The 24,596-nt window shown below is 63.8% G+C and carries 27 protein-coding genes; 12 read left to right on the forward strand and 15 right to left on the reverse strand.

Going from position 1 to position 24,596, the window contains the following annotated elements; translation table 11 throughout:
• Window positions 1-45: 45 nt before the first annotated feature.
• The 3 genes from mmsB to IWY39_RS17000 form a co-directional block, all read right to left on the reverse strand.
• Window positions 46-1,032 (reverse strand): 3-hydroxyisobutyrate dehydrogenase, encoded by a 987-nt coding sequence (gene mmsB, locus IWY39_RS16990; protein WP_261375965.1) that lies wholly within the window; start codon window positions 1,030-1,032, stop codon window positions 46-48.
• Window positions 1,033-1,084: 52 nt separating this feature from the next.
• A complete protein-coding gene (locus IWY39_RS16995) occupies window positions 1,085-2,143 on the reverse strand; it encodes an enoyl-CoA hydratase/isomerase family protein (RefSeq protein ID WP_017182037.1) in 1,059 nt (352 codons plus the stop codon).
• A 173-nt stretch (window positions 2,144-2,316) separates the two neighbouring features.
• On the reverse strand, window positions 2,317-3,462 hold the full coding sequence (locus IWY39_RS17000; RefSeq protein ID WP_017182038.1) for an acyl-CoA dehydrogenase family protein: 1,146 nt from the start codon (window positions 3,460-3,462) through the stop codon (window positions 2,317-2,319).
• Window positions 3,463-3,606: 144 nt separating this feature from the next.
• Between IWY39_RS17000 and IWY39_RS17005 the strand changes: the two genes are divergently transcribed.
• Window positions 3,607-3,921: a GIY-YIG nuclease family protein gene (locus IWY39_RS17005; RefSeq protein ID WP_107123666.1), complete on the forward strand. Its 315-nt coding sequence runs from the start codon at window positions 3,607-3,609 to the stop codon at window positions 3,919-3,921.
• 29 nt (window positions 3,922-3,950) lie between these two features.
• On the opposite strand, the gene IWY39_RS17010 is transcribed toward IWY39_RS17005, so the two are convergent.
• The gene (locus tag IWY39_RS17010) at window positions 3,951-5,447 is read right to left on the reverse strand and encodes a CoA-acylating methylmalonate-semialdehyde dehydrogenase (RefSeq protein WP_107123665.1); all 1,497 of its coding nucleotides are present in this window, start codon (window positions 5,445-5,447) and stop codon (window positions 3,951-3,953) included.
• A gap of 108 nt (window positions 5,448-5,555) precedes the next feature.
• Here IWY39_RS17010 and IWY39_RS17015 point away from each other — a divergent pair, with 108 nt between their 5' ends.
• The 4 genes from IWY39_RS17015 to IWY39_RS17030 all read left to right on the forward strand — a co-directional run bounded on the left by IWY39_RS17015 (window position 5,556) and on the right by IWY39_RS17030 (window position 8,978).
• Window positions 5,556-6,458 (forward strand): LysR family transcriptional regulator, encoded by a 903-nt coding sequence (locus IWY39_RS17015; protein WP_107123766.1) that lies wholly within the window; start codon window positions 5,556-5,558, stop codon window positions 6,456-6,458.
• A 117-nt stretch (window positions 6,459-6,575) separates the two neighbouring features.
• A complete protein-coding gene (locus tag IWY39_RS17020; protein WP_019051454.1) occupies window positions 6,576-7,205 on the forward strand; it encodes a class I SAM-dependent methyltransferase in 630 nt (209 codons plus the stop codon).
• Between the two features lie 73 nt (window positions 7,206-7,278).
• Entirely contained in the window at window positions 7,279-8,211 is a 933-nt protein-coding gene (locus tag IWY39_RS17025) for an ABC transporter ATP-binding protein (protein ID WP_107123664.1), read from the forward strand.
• Window positions 8,208-8,978: an ABC transporter permease gene (locus IWY39_RS17030; RefSeq protein WP_017182044.1), complete on the forward strand. Its 771-nt coding sequence runs from the start codon at window positions 8,208-8,210 to the stop codon at window positions 8,976-8,978. Before IWY39_RS17025 ends, IWY39_RS17030 begins: the two co-directional genes overlap by 4 nt.
• A gap of 147 nt (window positions 8,979-9,125) precedes the next feature.
• On the opposite strand, the gene IWY39_RS17035 is transcribed toward IWY39_RS17030, so the two are convergent.
• From IWY39_RS17035 to IWY39_RS17060, 6 genes are all read right to left on the reverse strand, one after another.
• Complete coding sequence (locus IWY39_RS17035) at window positions 9,126-9,446, reverse strand: hypothetical protein (protein ID WP_017182045.1); 321 nt, start codon at window positions 9,444-9,446, stop codon at window positions 9,126-9,128.
• Between the two features lie 85 nt (window positions 9,447-9,531).
• Window positions 9,532-10,902 (reverse strand): MATE family efflux transporter, encoded by a 1,371-nt coding sequence (locus IWY39_RS17040; RefSeq protein ID WP_107123663.1) that lies wholly within the window; start codon window positions 10,900-10,902, stop codon window positions 9,532-9,534.
• A 143-nt stretch (window positions 10,903-11,045) separates the two neighbouring features.
• Entirely contained in the window at window positions 11,046-11,975 is a 930-nt protein-coding gene (locus IWY39_RS17045; RefSeq protein ID WP_107123662.1) for a DUF808 domain-containing protein, read from the reverse strand.
• A 111-nt stretch (window positions 11,976-12,086) separates the two neighbouring features.
• Entirely contained in the window at window positions 12,087-12,320 is a 234-nt protein-coding gene (locus tag IWY39_RS17050; protein ID WP_017182048.1) for a hypothetical protein, read from the reverse strand.
• Window positions 12,317-12,646, reverse strand: a complete 330-nt coding sequence (locus IWY39_RS17055; protein ID WP_107123661.1) for a hypothetical protein — start codon at window positions 12,644-12,646, stop codon at window positions 12,317-12,319. Before IWY39_RS17055 ends, IWY39_RS17050 begins: the two co-directional genes overlap by 4 nt.
• A 56-nt stretch (window positions 12,647-12,702) precedes the next feature.
• The gene (locus IWY39_RS17060; RefSeq protein ID WP_107123660.1) at window positions 12,703-13,035 is read right to left on the reverse strand and encodes an ArsR/SmtB family transcription factor; all 333 of its coding nucleotides are present in this window, start codon (window positions 13,033-13,035) and stop codon (window positions 12,703-12,705) included.
• 284 nt (window positions 13,036-13,319) lie between these two features.
• Here IWY39_RS17060 and IWY39_RS17065 point away from each other — a divergent pair, with 284 nt between their 5' ends.
• Both IWY39_RS17065 and folP read left to right on the forward strand, forming a co-directional pair.
• On the forward strand, window positions 13,320-14,450 hold the full coding sequence (locus IWY39_RS17065; protein ID WP_017182051.1) for a site-specific DNA-methyltransferase: 1,131 nt from the start codon (window positions 13,320-13,322) through the stop codon (window positions 14,448-14,450).
• A gap of 141 nt (window positions 14,451-14,591) precedes the next feature.
• Window positions 14,592-15,713, forward strand: a complete 1,122-nt coding sequence (gene folP, locus IWY39_RS17070; protein ID WP_107123659.1) for a dihydropteroate synthase — start codon at window positions 14,592-14,594, stop codon at window positions 15,711-15,713.
• Between the two features lie 14 nt (window positions 15,714-15,727).
• Here the strand turns inward: folP and IWY39_RS17075 are convergent, their stop codons facing one another.
• Together IWY39_RS17075 and IWY39_RS17080 are read right to left on the reverse strand one after the other, a co-directional pair.
• A complete protein-coding gene (locus IWY39_RS17075; RefSeq protein WP_107123658.1) occupies window positions 15,728-16,363 on the reverse strand; it encodes a hypothetical protein in 636 nt (211 codons plus the stop codon).
• A 73-nt stretch (window positions 16,364-16,436) separates the two neighbouring features.
• Window positions 16,437-17,885 carry a sigma-54-dependent transcriptional regulator gene (locus IWY39_RS17080; RefSeq protein ID WP_107123657.1) on the reverse strand — a complete coding sequence of 483 codons (1,449 nt, stop codon included), beginning with the start codon at window positions 17,883-17,885 and terminating at the stop codon, window positions 16,437-16,439.
• 153 nt (window positions 17,886-18,038) lie between these two features.
• On the opposite strand from IWY39_RS17080, the gene IWY39_RS17085 reads away from it, so the two are divergent.
• The 5 genes from IWY39_RS17085 (at window position 18,039) to IWY39_RS17105 (ending at window position 21,910) form a co-directional block, all read left to right on the forward strand.
• The gene (locus tag IWY39_RS17085; RefSeq protein WP_017182055.1) at window positions 18,039-18,164 is read left to right on the forward strand and encodes an aa3-type cytochrome c oxidase subunit IV; all 126 of its coding nucleotides are present in this window, start codon (window positions 18,039-18,041) and stop codon (window positions 18,162-18,164) included.
• Between the two features lie 36 nt (window positions 18,165-18,200).
• Complete coding sequence (locus IWY39_RS17090; RefSeq protein ID WP_107123656.1) at window positions 18,201-19,322, forward strand: NAD(P) transhydrogenase subunit alpha; 1,122 nt, start codon at window positions 18,201-18,203, stop codon at window positions 19,320-19,322.
• A 76-nt stretch (window positions 19,323-19,398) separates the two neighbouring features.
• Window positions 19,399-19,683 carry a proton-translocating transhydrogenase family protein gene (locus tag IWY39_RS17095; protein ID WP_006950157.1) on the forward strand — a complete coding sequence of 95 codons (285 nt, stop codon included), beginning with the start codon at window positions 19,399-19,401 and terminating at the stop codon, window positions 19,681-19,683.
• Window positions 19,683-21,104 carry an NAD(P)(+) transhydrogenase (Re/Si-specific) subunit beta gene (locus tag IWY39_RS17100; protein WP_107123655.1) on the forward strand — a complete coding sequence of 474 codons (1,422 nt, stop codon included), beginning with the start codon at window positions 19,683-19,685 and terminating at the stop codon, window positions 21,102-21,104. Before IWY39_RS17095 ends, IWY39_RS17100 begins: the two co-directional genes overlap by 1 nt.
• Before the next feature lie 116 nt (window positions 21,105-21,220).
• The gene (locus tag IWY39_RS17105) at window positions 21,221-21,910 is read left to right on the forward strand and encodes an aspartate/glutamate racemase family protein (RefSeq protein WP_017182059.1); all 690 of its coding nucleotides are present in this window, start codon (window positions 21,221-21,223) and stop codon (window positions 21,908-21,910) included.
• Between the two features lie 129 nt (window positions 21,911-22,039).
• Here IWY39_RS17105 and IWY39_RS17110 read toward each other — a convergent pair whose 3' ends face one another.
• The 3 genes from IWY39_RS17110 to IWY39_RS17120 form a co-directional block, all read right to left on the reverse strand.
• A complete protein-coding gene (locus tag IWY39_RS17110) occupies window positions 22,040-22,456 on the reverse strand; it encodes a DUF2147 domain-containing protein (RefSeq protein ID WP_107123654.1) in 417 nt (138 codons plus the stop codon).
• A 132-nt stretch (window positions 22,457-22,588) separates the two neighbouring features.
• Window positions 22,589-23,578: a type II secretion system F family protein gene (locus tag IWY39_RS17115; protein WP_026002207.1), complete on the reverse strand. Its 990-nt coding sequence runs from the start codon at window positions 23,576-23,578 to the stop codon at window positions 22,589-22,591.
• Between the two features lie 15 nt (window positions 23,579-23,593).
• Entirely contained in the window at window positions 23,594-24,592 is a 999-nt protein-coding gene (locus tag IWY39_RS17120; RefSeq protein ID WP_107123653.1) for a type II secretion system F family protein, read from the reverse strand.
• Between the last annotated feature and the right edge of the window lie 4 nt (window positions 24,593-24,596).

Below are 24,596 nucleotides of genomic sequence, written 5' to 3' on the forward strand. Positions count from 1 at the left end.
GCGTGCCGCCCTGGATCCCGGCATTCGCCGGGATGACGGGGAGAGTTATTTCCCCTCCAGCATCTCGATCATCAGTGAGAAGTCGCGGCCCGCTTCGCCCCGATTGGCGAGCAACTGATAGAGGGCTTCGGCGGCATTGCCCATCGGTACCGACGCGCCGACCAGCGCGGCGGCTTCGGTGGCGAGTTTCAAATCCTTGAGCATCAGGCCGACGGCGAAGCCGCCCTGATAGCCATTGTCGGACGGGCTTTGCGGGCCGACGCCGGGGACGGGGCAATAGCTGGTCATCGACCAGCTCTGGCCCGACGAGACGCTGCTGATGTCGTAGAAGGTCTGGGGATCGAGGCCCAGTTTCTTTGCCATGGCGAAGGTTTCGCAGGTCGCGACCATGGTGGCGCCCAGCAGCATGTTGTTGCAGATTTTCGCCGCCTGGCCATTGCCTGCGCCGCCCGCATGGATCACTGCCTTGCCCATGGCGGATAGGATGGGCTTGGCCTTGGCAAAGGCGGCATCGGTGCCGCCGACCATGAAGGTTAGCGTGCCGCCATTGGCCGCCGCGATGCCGCCGGAAACAGGGGCGTCGACCATGTCGAAGCCGCGATCCGTCGCTGCATCAATGACGCGGCGGGCGGTCGCGACGTCGATGGTCGAACAGTCGAGGAACAGGGCGCCCGGATTGGCCGCGCCATAGACTTCACCGGCATAGACGCTTTCGACATGCTTGCCGGCAGGCAGCATGGTGACGACGGCGTCAGCGCCGGTGGCGGCGTCGGCGGCGCTGCTGGCGCGGATCGCGCCATGGGCCTGCGCCTTGGCCAGTGCATCTTCTGACAGGTCGAAGGCGCGGACGGCATAGCCGTTCTTGATCAGATTGGCGGCCATGCCGCCGCCCATATTGCCAAGGCCGATGAAGGCGATCGTCTGGGTCATGATGGCATTTCTCCTGCTTAACTTCGCATATTTCCCGGTAAATCGGACATATTCTTGCGTGGCCCTGATCCTATCGGAAAGCGGCCGGTACTGGGCAGGCAAGGCGCGCCGGGATCATAACGGGCGTCTGCCATGTAGGACAGCTTACCCCCCTTTAGGTCGCGACGTCGGGCAGCGGCGTCCATTGCCGGTCGGCGGGCAGGGGCGTGAAAATCGCGTCGATCATCGCGTCGCTCACCTGCTCCAGCGTTGCCGGGTTCCATTGCGGCTTGTTGTCCTTGTCAAAGATCAGCGCGCGCACGCCTTCGACAAAATCGGGGCGGCGGATGATCGCACAGGCCAGGCCATATTCCATCGCCATATTGGCGGCGAAATCGGGCTGGGCCGCGCCCTCGATCAACTGGCGCAGCGCGACCTTGATCGTCTGGGGGGATTTGGTGGCGAGGGTGGCGCGCTGCTTGGCGGCCCATTCGCCACCATCGGCGTCGAGCGCAGCGACGATCTCCTCCGCCTTGTTCGAGGCGAAGAGTCGGTCGATGTCGGGACGGGCAGCGTCGAGCTTGGATGGCGGCGGTGTCTGCGCGGCAGCGTCCAGAATGGCGGTCAGGCTGGCGGGATCGGCCAGGATGCGCGCCTTCACATCGTCCAGCGTGTCGGACGGCATATAATGGGTGGCGATGCCGATGGCGGCGCAATCCGCCCCGTCGATCCGCGCGCCGGTGGCAGCCAGCCATGCGCCGACCCGGCCGGGCAGGCGGGGCAGATACCAGCCGCCGCCGACGTCGGGGAACAGGCCGATGCCGGTTTCGGGCATGGCGAAGGTCGTCCGTTCGGTCGCGACCCGGTAGCGGGCGGGGAGGGAGATGCCCACGCCGCCACCCATGACGATGCCGTCGATGAAGGCGACGATCGGCTTTTCATAGACGAACAGCAAATGGTTCATGCGATATTCGAGATGGAAGAAGCGTTCGGCCTCGACGCAATCGGCCTTCGCGCTGTTGGCGATAAGGGCGATGTCGCCGCCCGCGCAGAAACCCCGCCCTTCGGTATGATCGATCATCACCGCGGTGACGCTGTCATCGGTGCGCCAGGCCAGCAAGGCGGTGTTGATCGCGTCGCACATATCGGGCGTCAGCGCGTGGATCGCCTTCGGGCGGTTGAGGCGGATGCGGCCGATATTGTTTTCGATGAAGGTCAGGACTTGGTCGGTCATGTCTCTCTCCTGCCTCTCCCCGGCGGGGAGAGGAGACGAAGCCTTGGCGCGGCACGCGCCCAGGCAAAGTTGGAGAGGGGGTGCGCCGCGTTGGCCCTGTCCCCCTCTCCCAGCTACGGCTAGGCAGCACGCTGCCAAGCCTTCGCAACCCTCTCCCCCACGGGGAGAGGGGGTTAATCCCGCAACATATCCCGCGCGACGATCATCCGCATGACCTGGTTGGTGCCTTCCAGGATGGAATGGACGCGCAGGTCGCGCCAGAAGCGTTCGATGGGATAATCCATCAGATAGCCGTAGCCGCCATGCAGTTGCAGCGCGCGGTCGACAACCGACGATCCGGTGTCGGTGGCGAAGCGCTTGGCCATGGCGGCAAAGCGCGTCTTGTCGGGCGCGTTTTCGCTCACCTTGACAGCAGCGGCGTAGAGCAGGGTGCGGGCGGCCTCCAGCTCGGTCTGCATGTCGGCCAGGGTGAATTGCGTGTTCTGGAAATCCGCGATGGATTGGCCGAACTGCTTGCGGTCCTTGGTATATTGGACAGCCTCGTCGATGCAGCGCTGCGCGCCGCCCAGCGAACAGGCGCCGATGTTGAGGCGGCCGCCGTCCAGTCCCGCCATGGCGATGGCAAAGCCCTGACCCTCGCTGCCGACAAGGTTGGCGACGGGGACGCGGACGCCATCGAAATTCACCTGCGCTGTGGGTTGGCTGTGCCAGCCAAGCTTGCGTTCCTGCGCGCCGAAGCTGACGCCGGGCATATCCTTGTCGATGACAAGGCAGCTGATGCCTTTCGGCCCATCCTGACCTGTACGGACCATGACGACATAGACTTCATTTTCGCCGCCGCCGGAGATGAATTGCTTGGAGCCGGTGACGACATAATGGTCGCCATCGCGCACCGCCTTGGTCTTGAGGCTGGCGGCGTCGGACCCCGCGCCTGCCTCTGTCAGGCAGTAGCTTGCCATGCGGTTCATGGGGATGAGATCGGGAAGATAGGCGTCCTTGACCGCCTGCCCGCCAAATGTGTCGATCATCCAGGCGGCCATATTATGGATCGAGATGAACGCGCTGGTGGACGGGCAGCCATAGGCCATGGCTTCCATGATCAGCGCGGATTCGAGCCGGCCAAGGCCAATGCCGCCGGACGCTTCGGAGACATAGATGCCGCCAAAGCCCAGTTCCGCCGCCGCGCGGATCGTGTCGCGGGGGAAAATATGCTTCTCGTCCCACTCCGCCGCATGAGGCGTGATCGCGTCGGCGGTGAAGCGGCGGGCGAGATCCTGGATTTCGCGCTGGTCGTCGGTCAGGTCGAACTGATTGGTCATTGCCTTACCCTAAATTGCCGTCATGCCGGACTTGATCCGGCATCCAGAGCGTCATGGGTCGCGCCTGGAACCCTGGATCCTGACTTTCGTCAGGATGACGATGATTGGCTTGATTCGTCATCCGGAGCATCGCAGCATTGCCCTATGGATCGTCAACCTGCCGCTTATATCATGGCCAGTGATCGCAACGGGACGCTTTATATCGGCGTCACGTCCAACCTGATGGCGCGCATCCATCAGCATCGCACGAAAGCCATGGACGGATTCACCGCGCGATATGATGTGAACCGGTTGGTCTGGTTCGAGATGTGCGACACCATGGAAGTGGCCATTGTCCGAGAGAAACAGTTGAAGAACTGGAAGCGGAAATGGAAGCTCGATCTGATCGAGGCCGGCAATCCCCGCTGGCGCGATCTTGCCGAGGATCTGGGGTTCGATCCACTTTCACCGTCATCCTGACTTTCGTCAGGATGACGGTGAAATAGGGCTTACCCCATCGTCGGGATGACGAAGGCGCTGTCGGCCGATGCGCCGCCGTCGGGCCAGCGCTGGGTGACGGTTTTCACCTTGGTCCAGAACTTCACGCCTTCCATGCCGTGCTGGTTGGTGTCGCCAAAGGCCGAGCGTTTCCAGCCGCCGAAGGTGTGATAGGCGACCGGGACCGGGATCGGCACGTTGATGCCGACCATGCCGACATCGACGCGGGCGGCGAATTCGCGGGCGGCGTGGCCGTTGCGGGTGAAGAGGGCGACGCCGTTGCCATATTGATGCTTGCTGGGGAGCGAGACTGCTTCCTCGAAGCTTTCGGCGCGCACCATTTGCAGCACGGGGCCGAAAATCTCTTCCTTGTACGCGCTCATGTCCGTGGTGACATGGTCGAACAGGGTGGGGCCGACGAAGAAGCCGTCCTCATGCCCCTGAAGCTTGAAGCCGCGCCCGTCGATCACCAGTTCCGCGCCTTCATCGACGCCGGTCTGAATCCAGTTTTCGATCTTCTGCTTGTGCGCGGCGGTGACGACCGGGCCATAATGGGCTTCGGCATCGGTAGAGACGCCGACGCGCAGCGCCTCGATCGCCGGGATCAGCTTTTCGCGGAGCGCAATCGCGGTCTTTTCACCCACCGGGACGACCACGGGGAGCGCCATGCAGCGTTCGCCAGCCGAGCCGAAGGCAGCACCCGACAGGTCGTTGACGACCTGGTCGAGATCCGCGTCGGGCATGACGATGCCGTGATTCTTCGCGCCGCCCATCGCCTGGACGCGCTTTCCGGCGGCGACACCGCGATTATAGACATAATGGGCGATGTCGGACGAGCCGACGAAGCTGACGCCCTTGATGTCCGGATGGTCGAGGATGGCGTCGACCATTTCCTTGTCGCCCTGAACAACCTGCAAAATGCCTTCGGGCAGGCCCGCTTCCAGGAAGAGTTCGGCCAGGCGGACGGGCACCGACGGATCGCGTTCGGAGGGTTTCAGGATGAAAGCATTGCCGGTCGCGATCGCGACGCCCGACATCCATAGCGGGATCATGCCGGGGAAGTTGAACGGGGTGATGCCAGCGCCGATGCCGATCGGCTGGCGGAAGCTGTAGACGTCGATGCCCGGCCCGGCGCCCTGGGTATATTCGCCCTTCAGAACATGGGGGATGCCGCAGCAGAATTCGATGACTTCCAGACCGCGCTGAATGTCGCCCTTCGAATCCGCGATCACCTTGCCATGTTCGGAGCTGAGCAGGTGCGCCAGTTCGTCCATATTGGCTTCGACCAGCGCCTTGAAATTGAACATGACGCGGGCGCGGCGCTGCGGGTTGACGGCGGCCCAGGCGGGCTGCGCCTTCTTGGCGGCCGCGACGGCAAGGTCGAGCAGTGCAGCGTCGCCCAGCGTGACACGGGCCTGAACCCCGCCATTATTGGGATCGAACACGTCGCTGTAGCGCGTGGGCTGTGTGTCGTGGGCGAAGGCGAGCTTGTGCGAAATCTCACGCATGGGGAGGCATCCTCTCGGTTAATGGCGGCCTTCTAGTCTGGTTGCGTTATTGCAAGCAATGGGGAAGTCTTGCATAGCCGCGCTGCAAATATGCAGGTGGTGGCGGCAATGTTCGATTGGGATGATCTGCGCGTATTTCTGGCGGTGGCGCGGGCGCGCAAGGTCGCCCCGGCGGCGCGTTCGCTGGGGATCGACGCGACGACCATCGCCCGGCGGCTGGCGCGGCTGGAAAAGGCGCTGGGGGCCGAACTGTTCGAGCTTGGCGTTGGCGAACGGACGCTGACGGCGCGGGGGCAGGAATTGCTGGGCCATGCCGAAGCGGCGGAAAGCGCGGCGCTGGCGGCGATGGAGGATGCGCAGGGGCAGGAGCATCGGCTGGCGGGGCAGGTGCGTTTGTCGGTGGCGGAAGGGTTCGGCACCTGGGTGCTGGCGCCGGGCATGGGCGATTTCAACCGGCGGCATCCGGGCATAAGGCTGGACCTGATCACCGCGTCGGGCTTTCTCAATCCGTCCAAGCGAGAGGCGGACATGGCGGTGATGCTGGCGCGGCCGCAGCGCGGGCGGTTGCTGGTACGGCGGCTGGGGGATTATCGGCTGCACCTCTATGCATCGCCCGATTATCTGGCGCGGGCGGGGCGTCCGGGCCGGGCGGCGCAGCTGCGGGACCATACGCTGATCGGCTATGTGCCCGAATTCATCTTCTCGCCCGAACTGGATTATCTGGACGAGGTGGAGGCGGGGCTGGAGGCGACATTGCGATCGACCAGCATCATCATGCAGCAGCGGATGATCGCGGAAGGGGCGGGGATCGGCGTTTTGCCCGACTTTATCGGACGGCGCGACCCTGCGCTGGTGCAGTTGATGCCCGATCAGGTGGAGATCGTCCGCAGTTTCTGGCTGGTCATGCATGGCGACCTGCGCAAGCTGGCGCGGATCGCGGCGGTGGCGCAATGGCTGCAGGAGCGCATCGACACATTGTCCGGCCATCGCGCTGGACATTCGCTGGCCTGAAGGCTCCCGCCCGTCGGGTGACACCACCGGACGGAAATCGCTCATAAAGCCAATCGACGGGGCGGCTCTGGCTCGTTAAGGGAGTCGGGATGGATAGAGAGCGGTCGCATTTCGCCCATGCAGCATAAGCCCAAGCGGAGCCGGGCAATCGCTTTGCCGCGCGCGGAGTTTCGCGCCCGCGCCACCGAATATCTCGATTTTCTGGCGGCCTGGGTGCAAAAGCCGCGCCAGACCGCTTCGGTCGTGCCGAGCAGCCGCTATCTGGCGCGCTTGATGGTGGCGCAGATCGACCCGACCGATGGCCGGGTGCTGGAGCTGGGCGGGGGCACGGGCGTGTTCACGCGCGCGATATTGGGGACCGGCCTGCCGCCCGAAAAGCTGGAGGTGGTCGAGATCAACCCGGCCTTCGCGCGCGGGTTGCGGCGGCATTTTCCCAATGTTTCGGTGCTGGAAACCCCCGCGCAGATCGTGTCGACGGCGGCAGCGGGAGAGCCGGGCACCTATCAGACGGTGGTGAGCGGCCTGCCGCTGCTGGCGATGGACCGGCACGTGCATTATGATATTTTGTCCGAATCCTTCCGCATGTTGCAGCCGGGCGGCAGTTTCGTGCAATTTACCTATTCGATGCGCCCGCCGGTGAGCCGCGACGTGATCGACGCGCTGGACCTGGATGTCGAGCGCGCCGGACAGACGGTACGCAACTTTCCGCCCGCAACGGTATTCCGGTTCACGCGCCGCGACGCATAGAGGGTGGTAGATAGGTTGCGTTTGGCAATCGGCTTCCTATCTTTGCCGCAACGCAAAAGGGGCAAAGCCACCCATGGCATCCATCATTGAAATTGAAGGCCTGACCAAATCCTATGCGTCGGGCTTCAAGGCGCTCAATGGCGTCGACCTGACCATCGAGGAAGGCGAGATTTTCGCGCTGCTGGGGCCGAACGGCGCGGGCAAGACGACGATGATCTCCATCATCTGCGGCATTGCGCGGGCGAGCAGCGGCAGCGTGAAGGTGGCCGGGCATGACATCGTGCGCGACTATCGCGGCGCGCGCGCGGCCATCGGGCTGGTGCCGCAGGAATTGTCCACCGACCAGTTCGAACGGGTGATCGACACGGTGACGTTCAGCCGGGGCTTGTTCGGCAAGCCGCGCAATCCGGCCCATGTCGAGAAAATATTGCGCGACCTGTCGCTGTGGGACAAGCGCAACGCCAAGATATTGGAACTGTCGGGCGGCATGAAGCGCCGGGTGATGATCGCCAAGGCGCTGAGCCATGAGCCGCGCGTGCTGTTTCTGGACGAGCCGACCGCTGGCGTGGACGTGGAGTTGCGCCGCGACATGTGGAAGCTGATCGGCCAGTTGCGCGAAACCGGCGTCACCATCATCCTGACCACCCACTATATCGAGGAGGCCGAGGAAATGGCCGACCGGGTGGGGGTGATCAACCGGGGCGAGTTGATGCTGGTCGAGGACAAGACCGCGCTGATGAAGAAGCTGGGCAAGAAAACGTTGACCGTCGTGCTGGCCGAGCGGCTGGATGCGGTGCCGGCCGAACTGGCGGAGTGGGACGTGACGTTGAAAGGCGACGGCCAGGAGATCGAATATATTTTCGATACGCAGGCGGAGCGGACCGGCGTGTCGTCGCTGCTGCGGCGGCTGGGCGACCTTGGCATCGGGTACAAGGATCTGAACACGGCGCAGAGCAGCCTGGAGGATATATTCGTGGCGTTGGTGCATCAGGAGAAAGCGGCATGAGCCTGTCCAACCTGCGTGCCATTGCCGCCATCTACAAATTCGAACTGCACCGTTTCCGCCGGACGCTGCTGACCGGGTTGCTGGTGCCGGTGATCACGACGACGCTCTATTTCGTGGTGTTCGGCGGGGCGATTGGGTCGCGGATGACGGAGGTGGACGGTATCCCCTATGCCGCCTTCATCGTGCCCGGCCTGATCATGATGGCGATGTTCACCGAAAGCATCTTCAACGCCAGTTTCGGCATCTACATGCCCAAATTCACCGGCACCATCTATGAATTGCTGTCCGCACCCGTGTCCGCGACTGAGACGATCATCGCCTATGTGGGGGCCGCGGCGACCAAGTCGCTGATCATCGGCACCATCATCTTCCTGACGGCCCATCTGTTCGTCGACGTGCCGGTGGCGCACCCGTTGGCGATGGTGGGTTTCATGATCCTGATCGCCGTCAGCTTCTGCCTGTTCGGCTTCATATTGGGCATATGGGCGCAGAGTTTCGAGCAGTTGCAGGTGATCCCGATGCTGCTGATCATGCCGATGACGTTTCTGGGCGGCGCCTTTTATTCCGTGCAGATGCTGGCCGAGCCGTGGCGCACCATCACCCTGTTCAACCCGATCGTCTATCTGATCTCAGGTTTCCGCTGGACCTTTTTTGGCAAGGGCGATGTGGGCATCGAGTTCAGCCTGATCTTCGTCGCGGGGATGCTGGCCATCTGCCTGGGGATCATCGGCTGGATGTTCAGGACGGGCTATCGGTTGAAGAAGTGAGGCGTTGTCACGTCTTATTCCGTTCGGGCTGAGCGAAGTCGAAGCCTTGTGCTGAGCGGAGCGAAGCAGCTTCGCCTGCGGCTCAGCAGAGCCCTTCGACTTCGCTCAGGGCGAACGGGTAATGTGTGATGGGCAACCGCCCGCCAATCAGGCGGCGGCGCTCTCCGGCGCGACGGCGAACAGGGTGACGCCCCGATATTTGTCGTCATTCTGGTCGTAGAGGCCGTGCATCGCCTCAAACGGTTCGTCCAGCACCTTGATGTCGGACAGACCCACCAGCTTGAAGGTGCCGAGTTTGAGTTCGCGCGGTGGCCTGCCGTCGCGGTCCACGGTCACGGCGTCGATGAACATTTCATCATGGCGCGTATAGAGGATGTGCGGGGCCAGGGTGACGACCATCTTGTTGTAGGTCACCAGCAGGCACTTCTGGAGCGCGATCGCTTCGAAAATCTCGGTCGGGGCTTGCATAATGACGCATATCTGACCGATTTGTCCGATTCGATCAATTGCTTTGTGCGCTGCACCATTGTCCTGCAACGCAATCCTGTCGGCGTTACACCAGCCCCAGCCGCTCGCGCAGGCTCCAGCGTGTGACCAGCAGGATGGCGACGGACCCCAGGCCGGCGGCCAGGCCCAGCCAGATGCCCAGCCCAGCCATCCGCAGCGGAAAGGCAAGGATAGCGCCAACGCCAATGCCGACGAGCCAATAGCCGATCATCGCGAAGATCATCGGCACTCTGGTGTCCTGCACCCCGCGCAACACGCCAGCGCCCACCGCCTGCGCCGCGTCGACCAGTTGGAATAATGCGGCGACTGCGAGGAAGCTGACAGCGAGCTGGACAGTGCGGGCATTGGCGGGATCGTGCAGGTCGAGAAAGGCCGAGACGAGCGTGCGCGGCATGAGGATGAGGGCAAGCGCGGCGCAGCAGGCAAAGCCGGTGCCAAGGAAGAGGGCGAGCCAGCCCGCACGGCCGACGCCCGCGCGATCGTGGCGGCCATAGGCAAGGCCGACGCGGATCGTCGCTGCCTGGCCGATGCCCATGGGGACCATGAACACCAGCGCCGCGATCTGGATCGCGACGGCATGGGCGGCGAGCGAATCGCGGTCGATCAGGCCCATGAGCAGGGCCGATGCATTGAACACGGTGGTTTCAAAGCCCAGGGTAATGGCAATGGGCAGGCCCAGCGCCCAGACCTGCCGGTGGCGTTCGCGGTCGCGCGTCCAGAAGCGGCCGACCAGCCAGTAGCGGCGAAAGCGGCGGTCGATCAGGATGACCGCGAGCAAGCCGAAGAAGAGAAAGCAGGAGGAGGCAGTGCTGGCCAGCCCGGCGCCGAACAGGCCGAGCGGGGGAAAGCCCAGATGACCGAAGATGAGCGCCCAGCCCGCCAGGATATTGAACGGGACGGCGGCCAGCATGATCAGCAGACCCCAGACCGGGCGCTCCAGCGCGGCGATGAAGGTGCGCAGCGTGGTAAAGCCCAGGAAAGGCAGCAGCGCCCATTGCAGGCCGCGCATCAGCCGGCCCGCGCCATGGGCAAGATCCGCGTCCTGCCCCATGGCGAGCAGGATCGCCTCGCTCTGCCACAATATCGCCCAGGCGGGGATGACGAACAGCGTGGCGGCGCGCAGCGTTTGATGAACGGTGCGGCGCACGTCGCGCACCGAATGGCGGCGGCGGCCCCGTTCGCTGGCGATCAATGGCGATGCGGCAGTGACCAGCCCCATGCCGAACAGCAGCAGCGCATGAAACAGGTTGATGGCGAGCGCGCCCGCCGCGACAGCCTCCGCCCCCAGGCGGCCCAGCAGCAACAGATCCGTCGCGGCAATCGCCGACCAGGCGATATTGCCCGCGATCATCGGCAGCGCGAGGGCGACAAGCGCGGCGGCTTCGATACGCCAGGGGGAGGGGTGGATAAGTGCCATGTTTTTGCGCCGGGAGGATATGGGCTCCGTTCGCCCTGAGCCTGTCGAAGGGGCGTCCTCCTTCTCAGGAAAGACAGGGCTTCGACAGGCTCAGCGCGAACGGAATTGTCAAAGGGCCGATCGCGTGAGACCCTTGCGAAACGTCAATGCTTCTTGAACAGGTGCAGCGCGGCGACGATGATGCCGCCGACGATCAGCCCGACAATCGCGCCGCCAATCGCGTTCACGGTCCAGTCGACCAGCGGGCCGACAGTGGGCAGGGCGCTGGCGGCGGCCTGCGCTGCGTGGTGGATCGTGCCGGGGATCGCATCCCAGTGGAATTCGTGCAGGCCATGGACGATCAGGCCGCCGCCGACCCACAGCATCGCGGCGGTGCCCACGACCGCCAATATGCGCATCAGCACCGGCATCGCCTTGACCAGGCCGCGCCCGATCGCACGGGACATGGCTGAGGCGCGGGTGGCCAGATGGAGGCCGATATCGTCCATCTTCACGATGAAGCCGACAACGCCATAGACGCCCGCGGTAATCAGGATGGCGACGACGACGAGGATGAGCGCCTGTTCCCAGATCGGTTCGGATGCGACGGTGCCGAGCGAAATGGCCATGATCTCGCCCGACAGGATGAAGTCGGTGCGGATCGCGCTCGACACTTTCTGGTTTTCAAGTTCGGTCGAGTTGAGGGTTTCCAGCGCTTCCTTGGCGACATCATGGCCGCCCTGCACAGCCTCCAGCAGCTTTTCTGCCGCTTCATAACACAAGAATGCGCCGCCCAGCATGAGGAGAGGGGGCAGCAGCCAGGGCGCGACCGCACTGATCAGCAGCGCGGCGGGCAGCAGGAAGAGCAGCTTGTTGCGCAGCGATCCCTTGGCGATTTTCCAGATGATCGGCAGTTCGCGATCCGGGGTCAGGCCCATGACATAGCGCGGGGCGACGGCGGTATCGTCGATCACCACGCCCGCGGCCTTGGTGCCCGCCTTGCCAGCGGCGGCGGCGACATCGTCCAGCGAGGTCGCGGTCAGCTTAACAATGCCCGCCACATCATCGAGCAGCGCGATCAGACCCGAAGGCATAGACAGTGATTCCCCTGTTTGGGCCGGTGCATCGACCGCCCGTCATGCCGCCTCAATAGGGGGCAGGCGGGGCAGGGGCAAGCAAGGGCGAGCGGCAGTATTTCAGCTTTTTCAATAGTTGCCCGGAGGGTCGCTGGCGGGGAAGGATTCGTCGGACTGTTCGTCGACCATGTCCCAGTCGCGCGCTGCCGTTTCCCCCTGCGGCCCGGCGTCGCGGACGACGCCCGACGAACCCACCGGCCCGCGATCGTCAAGCGGCTGCGCGGTGCCCATCCAGTCGCGCCATCCCTTTACCGCAAATGCGCCAAGCCCGGTGACGATGGCGAGTTTGAGCAGACCCTTCATGGCGCTCTCTCCTTTGGTTCTTGCAGATGGACCCAGTCGGCCCGGTTGCCGCCGACCGCATCGGGGGGCAGGCGGAACTCGCCTTCCTCGTCAGCGCCGGCGGGGGGGTGATCGTCGGCGGCTGGCTGGGTGACCGTCCAGCGTTCGCGCAGCGCCGCATCGATCATGCTTTCCCACATGCCAGCGTCCCCGGCCGCGCGCATGGCGTCGTCGGGCTGTTTCAGGATCGCCAATAGGCTGGCGGCATCCTCGACATGGGAGGGCCAGTCGTCAGGCGTGGCGGCGAGATGGCGGGCCAGGCGTTCGATGAGGGGACGGTGTTCCATGACGGGGCAACGCGCCTTGTCAGGCTGCGTTCCGCGCCGTCATGACGCCAGCGCAATTATTCGCCCAGTCCGTCGAGCGCGGTGAAGCGTTGCGACCAGAGCGCGCCATAGACGGCCATCCATTGCACCACCGGGGCCAGCCCCTTTGCCCTGGCGCTATACCAGGTTTCGCGGCCCGTGCGGCGGGCGGTCACGAGCGCGGCGCCCTTGAGCTTGGCCATGTGGCGCGACACCATCGGCTGGGATACGCCGGAAATGGCGGTCAGGGCGTGGACACTCTGTTCGCCTTCGCGCACCAGATATTCCAGCAGGGCGCGGCGGGTACCGTCCGACAGAGCCTTGAACTGGGCGTCGATGGTGGCGGGGGTATTGGCGCTGTTTGTCATCATCGTAGCATAACCATAAGGTTATGAATTGGTCAAGCGGGAGGGCATTTTTGCCCATGCCGCACGCGTTAACCAAAAAAAGTCTGGCGGGCGATCGGCTGAGTCTTTTGAGTCACACTGGCCGATATTGAGTCCGATTCGTCCGCCGCGACTCAACATATAGTGGCTACCCGCTTCGTTCCGACCCATGTTAACCATTTTTAGAAAGGTTAACGCTAAGTCGCTGATCTTGACGGGAGTCTGCCGAGGACTCATCGCTGGGCCTCAGTACGAACGGGGGTTGCATTATGGGTGTCATGGAACGGGTCGCGCCGCGACGGAAAAAGGCGGTTGCGCTCGCACCAGTCACGATCGAGGCGGATCGCCTGCTGCGCGGCGACTGCATCGCCGAAATGGCCAAGCTGCCCGATGGCTGCATCGACATGATCTTTGCCGATCCGCCCTATAACCTCCAACTGGGTGGCGATCTGTTCCGGCCCGAAGGCGGGCGGGTGGACGCGGTCGATAATGACTGGGACAAGTTTGACACGCTGGGTGCCTATGACCGTTTCACCAAGGCATGGCTGGCCCAGGCACGGCGCATATTGAAGCCCAACGGCACGATCTGGGTGATCGGCAGCTATCATAATATCTTCCGCGTCGGCACGGCGTTGCAGGATGAGGGCTTCTGGATCCTGAACGACATCATCTGGCGCAAGGCCAACCCGATGCCCAATTTCAAGGGCACGCGCTTTACCAATGCGCATGAGACGCTGATCTGGGCCAGTCAGGGCGAGGACGCCAAATATACGTTCAATTACAAAGCGATGAAAACGCTGAACGATGAATTGCAGATGCGGTCCGACTGGGTATTGCCGATCTGTGGCGGACAGGAGCGACTGAAGCGCAACGGGACCAAGGCGCACCCGACGCAGAAGCCGGAATCGCTGCTCTACCGGGTGATGCTGTCCTGCACGAAGCCGGGCGATGTGGTGCTCGATCCCTTTTTCGGCACGGGCACCACGGGCGCCGTGGCCAAGCGGCTGGGGCGCAAATGGATCGGCATCGAGCGTGAGGAGAGCTATATCGAAGTCGCGCTGGAGCGGATCGAGGCGGCGCTGCCGCTCGATGAATCATCGCTCACCATCATGCAGACCGCGCGGCAGCAGCCCAAGGTGGCGTTCGGTACGCTGGTCGAGACCGGCTATCTGAGCCCCGGCACGACGCTGAGCGACGTCAAGCGTCGCTGGACCGCCGTGGTCAGGGCCGACGGGTCGTTGAGCGTGGGCAGCGACACAGGATCGATCCACAAGATGGGCGCGACCTTGCAGGGGGCGCCAAGCTGCAATGGCTGGACCTTCTGGCATGTGGAGGTTGAGGGCAAGTTGCAGCCGATCGACACGCTGCGGCAGACCTATTTGCTGGCGAACGAGCCTTAAGATGACGGGGTGCTCCCGCGAAGGCGGGAGCCCAGTCCTGCCGACAGTTCTACCCTGAAGGGTCGGAACTGGGCTCCTGCCTTCGCAGGAGCACGGGATTGCGTTAAGGGCAGGCCGCCGGACCTGTCAGAAGGATAGTTGATGCTGCCCACCATTCCCGCCGACGCCCGGCTGTACCTGCGCCCGGTCTGGTTCGTGCCGTCGCCCTTTGGCCTGCCCGATGGCGCGGCGGCGCGGATGGGCAATGGGTTGCTGTGGTTCCAGGGTTATGAACTGACCGCCCTGCGTGGTCGGGAGCGGGTGGCGCGGGTCACTGTTCCGGTCGCGGGGTTTGACGATGCCATCGCGGCCCTGCCCGAACCGCTGGCGCAGCGGGCGCGGATGCTGGCCGTCAATATCTCGGCGCAGCGCGCCCCGCTGGTGCTGGGGGAGCGGACGATCCGTTTCGACGGGCCGCAGGTGATGGCGATATTGAACATCACGCCCGACAGTTTTTCCGATGGCGGCAAGCATGTCGGCGACCCGCAGGCAGCGGCGGACGCGGGCTTTGCCATGGCGGCGGCGGGGGCGGCGCTGGTCGATGTGGGCGGAGAATCCACCCGGCCGCGCGCGGAAAAATTATGGGAGGGCGACGAGATCGCCCGTGTCGTGCCGGTCATCGAGCGGCTGGCCGCGTCTGGCGTGCCGGTGTCGATCGACACGCGCAAGGCGGCCGTGATGGAGGCGGCGCTGGGCGCAGGCGCGAAGATCGTCAATGATGTGAGCGCCCTGCAACATGATCCGCGCGCGATGGAGGTGGTCGTGGCGGCGGGCTGTCCCGTCATCCTGATGCACGCGCCATCGGCAGGCGATGATCCGCACGACAATCCTGATGGCTATGGCGATGTGGTGGCGGATGTGTTCGACCATCTGGAGGCGCGCGTTGCCGCCGCACTAGCCGCCGGGATTGCCCGCGACAGGATCATGGTTGATCCGGGGCTGGGCTTTGGCAAGGGGCTGGCGGACAATCTGGCGCTGGTCAACCGCCTTGCGACCTTTCAGGGGCTGGGCGTGCCGCTGCTGTTCGCGGGCAGTCGCAAGCGGCTGATCGGCGCGCTGTCGAACGAAGCGCCGGCGTCCGATCGGCTGGGCGGTTCGATCGCGCTGGCGTTCCGCGCGGCGGAGCAGGGCGCGCAGATGGTGCGGGTGCATGATGTGCGCGAAAGCGTGCAGGCGCTGCACCTGTGGCGCGGGCTGGCTGACGCGGGGTTGAGCGCGATTTAAGTCACAGGTGGGATTTAAGGCGCGGTCGGCTTGGCGGCTGCGCTGTTGGCCGCTTCCGCTGGAGCCGCTGCCGCTTCGTCCTTGGGCGGGAAGATGCGCATGCTGTCCAGCGTCTTGTCGACGATCGGCAGATATTGTTCGCTCAGCATTTCGGGATAGACGAAGGTGGCGGTCACGATCGAACCGTTGGGCTGCTTGAGCAGGCGGACGGCAACATTATTGCCTTCGCCGTCATTGGCGGTCCCGCGATATTCATTTTCGCCGATATAATCGCCATCGACGCCTTCGGCCCCGCTGCTGACCGCTTCGACGATCTGCTTGAGCGTTTCGTCATTGTCATTCTTTTGCCAGAATACGCGCACGTCCGCGCCCGCACCCTTATCTTCATAGATTGCGCCGTCGGCGGTGCTGCCCTCCGCATTTTTCGTCCAGCCTTCAGGGAAGCTGATCGAAAAACCGCGTTCCAGATTGACGTAATTGCGCGGCTCCGCCTCGTCAGCGGCCTGTTGGCTGGCCAGCGCGCTGGCAGCGGCGGCATTGGCGGCGGCGGCCAGTTCCTCCTGGCTTGGCATGTCGGCCACCGGTTCGGTGCGGCCGCAGGCGGCGAGGAGCAGGATGGGCAGGCAGGCGGTGAGGGCGGCGTGTTTCATGCGCCGATCCAAAGCATAGGCAGCATGAGAATACAACGGTCGAGCGATGGGGAGCAGGCGATGGCGCGTCGGTTTACGCCGCGCTGTCGATGCCCAGTTCGGCAAGCTTGCGGTAGAGGGTCGATCGCCCGATGCCGAGGCGACGGGCCACTTCGGTCATGCGGCCGCGATAATGACCGATGGCGAGGCGAATGACGTCGGCTTCGATCTCGGCGAGCTGGCGCACATGGCCGTCGCCTTCGAACAGGGTGATGCCTGCGCCGTCGCGGTGCGGCTGGCTGGCGGCGCGCGGGCGGATGGTGAGGCGGTCGATCGGCTCGCCGGTCCTGATCTGGGCCGCGATCTGCGGAAAATCCTGCGGCGTCAGCGCGTCGCCATCGCACAGGACGGCGGCGCGGAAGAGCGCGTTCTGCAACTGGCGGACATTGCCCGGCCAGCCATGCTGCATCAGCAGCGCCAGCGCATCGTCGGTCAGGCCCAGGCTGCGCAGACCCGGCTGGGTCGCGATTCGCGCCAGCAGATGGCGGCAGAGCGCGGGAATATCCCCCATCCGTTCGCGCAGCGGCGGGATGGTCAGCTGGACGACGTTCAGGCGGTAATAGAGATCCTCGCGGAAGCGACCGGCCTCTATTTCCTCGATCAGGCGCTTGTTGGTGGCGGCGATGACGCGGACGTCGACATGGATCGGGCGGCGCGCGCCGATCGGCTGCATTTCGCCATCCTGTAGCACCCGCAACAGCTTGACCTGTGCGTCGAGCGGCATTTCGCTGACTTCATCCAGGAAGATGGCGCCGGTGTCGGCGCTGGCGAATTTGCCGACATGGCGGTCGAACGCGCCTGTGAAGGCGCCGCGTTCATGGCCGAACAGTTCGGATTCGACCAGATTGGCGGGGATCGCGCCGCAATTGACCGTGACCATCGCCTGTTTGTGGCGGGGGGATGCCGCATGGATGGCGCGCGCGATCACATCCTTGCCGACGCCGCTTTCGCCCTCGATCAGGACCGGCACGCGGGCGCGCGCCGCCTTGGCCGCGATGGCGAGCGCGGCGCGGAATTGCGGGGCGGAGCCGACCACATCCTCGAAAGAGAGGGGAGCGGTGATCTTTTCGGTGAGCGGGCGCAACTCGCCATGGGACGCCCCTTCGCTGATCGTCGCGTTGAGCGCCGCGAGCAGTCGTTCGGGCGCGATCGGCTTCGACAGATAATCGGTCGCGCCCGCGCGCATCGCCTCTACGGCAACGGCGACATTATTGTGGGCGGTGAGAATCAGGATGGGCAAGGCAGGGCGACGTTCGCGAATCTCGCGGATCAGACCCGCGGGTTCATAGTCGGGGCTCCACTGGTCAAGAATGATTGCATCTAGCTGCATCCCGTCCTGGGTGCCCAATGTGGCTATCGCGGTTTCGCCGTCGCCCGCAAAGATCGTCCGCCATCCGGCACGCGCGGCCAGCGCCGAAACCAGCCGTCTTTGCGCCGGTTCGTCGTCGATCAGCATCAGCATCGGTATGCCGTCGCGCGCCATCTATACCCCTCAATAGAAACAGGTGACCTATGGTAAGGACGGGGGGTAAAGGCGGCCTTAACCGCGAAAGATTTTCTTGTGCCCGTGCGGGTTGAGGGGGTGCGCGGGACAGGATAAGAGGTTCGCCACAACCGCCACAGAAGGGGACCGGACATGGCGTCTGACGGAAATATCAAGAAAGCGACCGAAACCTATGCCGGATTTGTCGGCGTGATGAAGTGGGGCACGATCGCATCGATCGCGGTGGCCGCGCTCGTGGTGCTGCTGATCTCCAGCTAGGCCGATCACGCACGAACAGGAGGGGATGCCATAATAATGAAGATAGCGGTACTGAAGGAGCAAGCATCGGGCGAGCAGCGCGTTGCGGCGACACCGGAGACGGTGAAGAAATTTATTGGTCTTGGCGCGCAGGTCGCGGTGGAGGCAGGGGCTGGCGTGACGGCGTCTGTGGCCGATGCGGACTATGCCGCTGCCGGGGCAAGCGTTGGGGATCGGGCCGCGACGGTGGCGGGCGCGGACATTGTGCTGGGCGTGCAGGGGCCGGACGTGGCCAGCATTGCCGGCGCTGGTCCGGGTGCCTGGATCGTGGCGGGGCTCAACCCCTTTGGCGAGCGGGCGCGGGTCGATGCCTATGCGGCGGCGGGCTATGAAGCGCTGGCGATGGAATTCATGCCGCGCATCACCCGCGCGCAGTCGATGGACATATTGTCGTCCCAGTCGAACCTGTCGGGCTATAAGGCGGTGCTGGATGCCGCCAGCGAATATGGCAAGGCCTTCCCGATGATGATGACGGCGGCTGGCACGGTGTCTGCCGCACGCGCCTTCATCATGGGCGTGGGCGTGGCGGGCCTTCAGGCGATCGCCACGGCGCGCCGCCTGGGCGCGCAGGTGAGCGCGACCGACGTGCGGGCAGCCACCAAGGAGCAGATCGAATCGCTGGGTGCCAAGGCGATCTTCGTGGAGAAGGTTGCGGGCATCGAGGGCGAAGGGTCCGGCGGCTATGCGACGGAAATGTCGGATGAATATAAGGCGGCGCAGGCCGAGCTCATATCCTCGCACATCGCCAAGCAGGACATCGTCATCACCACCGCGCTGATTCCGGGCCGCCCCGCGCCGCGCCTGATCACCGACGCGCAGATCGCGTCGATGAAGCCGGGCAGCGTGATCGTCGATCTGGCGGTCGAGCAGGGCGGCAATGTCGAGGGCGCAGTGGCGGGCGAAGTGGTCGTGCGCCACGGCGTCAAGATTGTCGGCCATCGCAACGTGCCTTCGCGGCTGGCCACCGATGCCTCGGCCCTCTTCTCGCGCAACCTGTTCAACTTTCTGTCCGCCTTCTGGGACAAGGACAAGGGTGCGCCGGTGCTGGACGAGGAAATCGGCAACGCCATCCGCCTGACGCAGGGCGGCAAGGTCGTGAACGAGCGGCTGCTCGGATAGGGGAATCGCCTGTTCGCGCGGCGCGCGTCCAGGCCAGCGTCCCGCAGCCAAATCGGGACGAACGGGGAGTAGGATGATGGACTTTATTTCCATCCTGTCGGTTTTCGTGCTGGCATGTTTTGTCGGCTATTATGTGGTGTGGTCGGTGACGCCGGCGCTCCATACGCCGTTGATGGCGGTTACCAACGCCATTTCGTCGGTCATCATCGTGGGCGCGCTGGTCGCGTCGGCGGAGGCAGGGAGCGCTGCGGCCAAATATCTGGGCCTGCTGGCGGTCGTCTTTGCATCGGTCAACATCTTCGGCGGCTTTGCGGTCACCGAGCGGATGCTGGCGATGTACAAGAAGAAGGAGCGCAAGTGATGCATGAGATCGCACAGATCCCATGGGGCGTGAGCCTGGCTTATCTGGCCGCGGGCGTCCTGTTCATCCTGGCGCTGCGCGGGCTGTCCAGCCCGGCGACGAGCCGTCGTGGCAATCGCATGGGCATGATCGGCATGGCGATTGCGGTCGCCACCACGCTCTACACCCATGATGTGGTGAGCCTGCCTGAAATCATCGGTGCCATCGTCATCGGTGGCGGCATCGGCTTCATCATCGCGCGGCGGATCGCGATGACGGACATGCCGCAGTTGGTGGCGGCGTTCCATAGCCTCGTCGGCATGGCCGCCGTTCTGGTCGGCGCAGCCGCCTTCCTCAATCCCGGTGCCTTCGGGATTTTGGACGTAGTGACCGGCGAAATCCACAATGCCAGCCGCATCGAAATGGGGCTGGGCGTGGCGATCGGCGCGATCACCTTCTCCGGCTCGGTCATCGCCTTCCTCAAGCTCAACGGCAATATGTCGGGCAAGCCGATCATGCTGCCCGCCCGCCACCTCATCAACCTTGGCACGCTGGCCGCGATCCTGGGGCTGATCGGCTATTTCGTGACCGACCAGAGCCCGTGGATATTCTGGACGGTGACGGCGCTCAGCTTCATCATCGGCTTCCTGCTGATCATCCCGATCGGCGGGGCGGACATGCCGGTCGTTGTGTCGATGCTCAACAGCTATTCGGGCTGGGCCGCCGCGGCGATGGGCTTTACGCTGGGCAACAGCGCGATGATCATTACCGGCGCGCTGGTGGGCTCGTCGGGTGCTATCCTGTCCTACATCATGTGCAAGGCGATGAACCGCAGCTTCATCAGCGTCATCGCGGGCGGCTTTGGCGCCGATGCGGGACCGGCAGGCGCAGGCGGGCCAGTGATCGACCGCGCCTACAAGCGCGGATCGGCCGAGGACGCCGCGTTCCTGATGAAGCAGGCCGACAGCGTCATCATCGTGCCGGGTTACGGCATGGCGGTGAGCCAGGCGCAGCATGCGCTGCGCGAGATGGGCGACCTGCTGAAGGCCGAAGGGGTGAAGGTCAAATATGCGATCCACCCCGTCGCGGGCCGTATGCCGGGTCATATGAACGTGCTGCTGGCCGAAGCGAATGTCTCCTATGACGAGGTATTCGAACTGGAGGACATCAACAGCGAGTTCGCCCAGGCCGACGTCGCCTTCGTCATCGGCGCGAACGACGTCACCAACCCGGCGGCCAAGACCGACAAATCGTCGCCCATCTACGGCATGCCCATTCTGGACGTCGCCAACGCCAAGTCGGTGCTGTTCGTCAAGCGATCCATGGGCGGGGCTGGCTATGCCGGCGTCGACAATGAAGTCTTCTACATGGACAACACCATGATGCTGCTCGCCGACGCCAAGAAAATGGTCGAGGAAATCGTCAAGGGACTCGCGCACTGATAGCGACCTTGTTTCCCGTCATTCCAGCGAAGGCTGGAATCTCACCTTTCTTTCGCTATCAGGCAGAAGAGAATTGAGATCCCGGCTTTCGCCGGGATGACGGGATAGGGGTGACAATGCACAAACTTGGCCTGATCGGCGGTCTTAGCTGGACGTCAACCGCCCGCTATTATGAGATCATCAACCAGGCGGTGCATCGTGCGCGTGGCGGGCAGCATAGCGCGCCGCTGCTGATCGAGAGCCTGGACTTTGCGACCGTTGCGGCCTGCACCAGCGATGAGGAGTGGGACAGCGCGGCGGACGTGCTGATCGCGGCGGCGCGGCGGCTGGAGACGGCAGGCGCGGGCGCGTTGCTGATCTGCGCGAATTCGATGCACCGCGTCTATGACCGGGTGCAGGGCGCGGTGCATGTGCCCATCCTGCATATCGCCGAGCGCGTCGGCAAGAAGATGCAGGCCGACGGCGTCGAAAAAGCCGCGCTGATCGGTACGCGCAATGTGATGACCGAGAAATTCTACCGCCAGCGGCTGGTTGCGCATGGCGTGTCGCTGCTGCCCCCCGACATGGAACTGGCCGACCGGATCGACCGCATCGTCTATGACGAACTGACTGTCGGCAAGATCAGCCGCGAATCCGAACGCTATATGAAGTCGGAAATGACCGACATCGCCAAGCAGGATGTGCAGGCGGTTGTTCTGGCCTGCACCGAGCTGGAACTGATCGTCGACGTAAAGGCCAATGTGCTGCCGATCTACGACTGCACGTCGATCCATGCCATGGCCGGGGTCGAGTTCATCCTGGGCTAGAGGGACAGCCTTCAGTCAGGCTGCCATCCTCCAACAGTCAGATCATCGCGCCGTCGGGATCGGTAAAGACCTGGACATGAGGGTGTAGCAAGGCACTCCCTGTTGCCAGGGCGGCGCGCCAGCACTGCCCTAGCGAACGGCCGTCCATGTCTGCGTCTTGCAGAAGAAGGCGATGCAGCCCTGGACTTTCAGGGTGCCATCGGCGTTGCGGCTGATTTTGGACGTGTAGCTTTTGCCGCTTTCCGGGTCGTAGATCGTGCCTTTCCAATGACTGCCGGCGTCGCCAAAGCCGGTCAGCAGGGGCAGGCCCACCAGTGGGCGGGAGCGCAGCGCCGGGTCGGCATTTTCGACATCGGTATTCGGGCGGCCCGGCGTGGGTTTTAGGATTTTTTCGATTTTGCCGCAGAGACTTTTGCCGCACTGGGCGATGTTGACGATGGCTTTGGCCTCGACAGTGGCCCAGCGACCTATGACGGGCTGCGCGGCATAAGCGGGCAGGGTGATGGCCGTGGTCAGGGCGGCAACGGCGATGGTGGCAGCTTTCATGCGATCCGTTTCTCCATATCTTTTGCCCGAAGATATGCCGCAAATTGCGACGCCCGCCACCGCCTTTTTTTGGCGGAAGCGGGCGTTTTGGTTGGGAACGCTACGGCAGCGGGCCGCGGCGCGCCGGAATTTTCAGAAGGCCGTGCTGATCGAGCAGGCCGCCGGACCCAGGATGACGACGAACAGGGTCGGCAGAATGAAGAGAATCAGCGGCACGGTCATGATCGCGGGCAGGCGCGCGGCCTTTTCTTCGGCGCGCATCATGCGCTCATGACGGAATTCGGCGGACAGCACGCGCAGCGCCGAAGCGAGCGGGGTGCCGTATTTTTCTGTCTGGATCATGGTGGTCACCACGCCCTTGACCGCGTCCAGCTTGACGCGGGTGGCGAGATTTTCGAACGCCATGCGCCGTTCGGTCAGGAAGCTGAGTTCAATCGCGGTCAACTGAAACTCGTCGCCAAGCTCAGGATAGGCCTTGCCCAGTTCGCGCGCCACGCGGTTGAAGGAGGCATCGACGGTCAGACCGGCTTCGGCGCAGATGACCAGCAGGTCGAGCGCGTCGGGCAACCCCTTGCGGATCGCGGCGGAGCGCTTCTGCACCTTGTTGTCGATGAAGATGTCAGGGGCTTTGTAGGAAAGCAGCAGCGCGATCGCGAAGGCGAAGAAGCGCTTCACCGGCCCCCATTCCGGCTGGATGCCGACGCCATAGAGCAGCAAGGCCGCTGCGCCGCCGATGACGATCGGCATGATCATGCGGCCAAAGATGACGGCGACGGCCATGTCCTTTGACCGGATACCGGCCTGCGCCAGGCGAATTTGCGCGTCCTTGAGCTGGTCGTCCTGCAGAACCTTCAGGCTCGACAGGAAGGAGCGCATATGGTCCGTCGTCTGGTTGCGCTGGACAAGCTTTGCGCGACGCTTGGCGGTCGATGCGGTGATGCCCGCCTTCAACTGTTCGCGACGATCGTTAAGCGCCTTGACCCGCTTGGCCATCGGATCGCGCACGGTCATGATCGCATAAAGGGCGAACAGCATGGCAAGCGTCGCCAGCGCGGCGAGCAAGGTGCCAAAATCGGTGGCGGTCATGCCGAAAAGTGTGCCGGCAGGGGTAGGGGCGTCCATGTCTCTTATCCCTGATCAGATTTCAAAATTGACCATCTGGGCCATGATGAAGGCGCCAATCGCCATCCAGCACATGCCCCCGATGCCGATCACCTGCATCAGCGAAAGCCCGAAAATGCCCGCCGGATCGGGCGTGAAGAAGGGGCTCATATAGTTGAAGTTGATGTAGCAGATCATGAAGAATACGAGGAAGGGCAGGCAGCCGATAATGTAGGCGGACGCCTTTGATTCCGACGACATGGCGCGGATCTTGAGCTTCATCTGCGCGCGCTGGCGCAGCACAGTGGCAAGGTTCGACAGGGTTTCAGCCAGGTTGCCGCCGGTTTCCCGCTGGATCGCGAGCGTGATGACGAAGAACTGGAATTCGGGCGTGCCGAGGCGATCGGCGGTTTCCTGAAGCGCCTGCTCCATCGTCTTGCCGATCTTGATCCGTTCCGTGATGAGCTTGAATTCCTCGCCCACTGGCCCTGGAATTTCGCTCGACACGATGCCCAGCGTTTCGGCGATGGGGAGGCCGGAGCGCAGGCCGCGCGTCAGCAGTTCAAGCGCGTCGGGGAATTTGGCGTTGAAGCGGTTGATCCGCTGCTTGATCAGGCGGCTGACCCACCAGTGCGGCAGGAACAGAGCGGCGGCCATGCCGACCATGACAGCCATGAGGAACGGAAAGCCGCGCACCATAAGGAACGCCGACAGTAGCAGGAATATGCCCGCGCTGGCGGTCATATACTGGCTGAGCGTCCATTTCTTGCCGGTCATCCTGATCCGCTTGGTCAGATTTTCCGGATTGGGGATCAGCGACACCAGCATCTTGGCTTCCACGCCGGTCGACCGGTTCGTGATCGCCTTGCGCATCCGCGCTTCCAGCAGCGCTTCTGCCGAATCGCTGTGACGGCCGCGGATCATCGCGACCCGGCGCTTGCGCGCCTTTTCCGGCGACGGACCGGCGAACGCTATGATGGCCATGCCCAACATGGTTGCCACCAAAACCGTTATCAGGATGAAATTGCCGTCCATCTGT

The sequence above is a fragment of the Sphingobium sp. JAI105 genome (genome assembly GCF_015752145.1).
GTDB lineage: Bacteria > Pseudomonadota > Alphaproteobacteria > Sphingomonadales > Sphingomonadaceae > Sphingobium > Sphingobium xenophagum.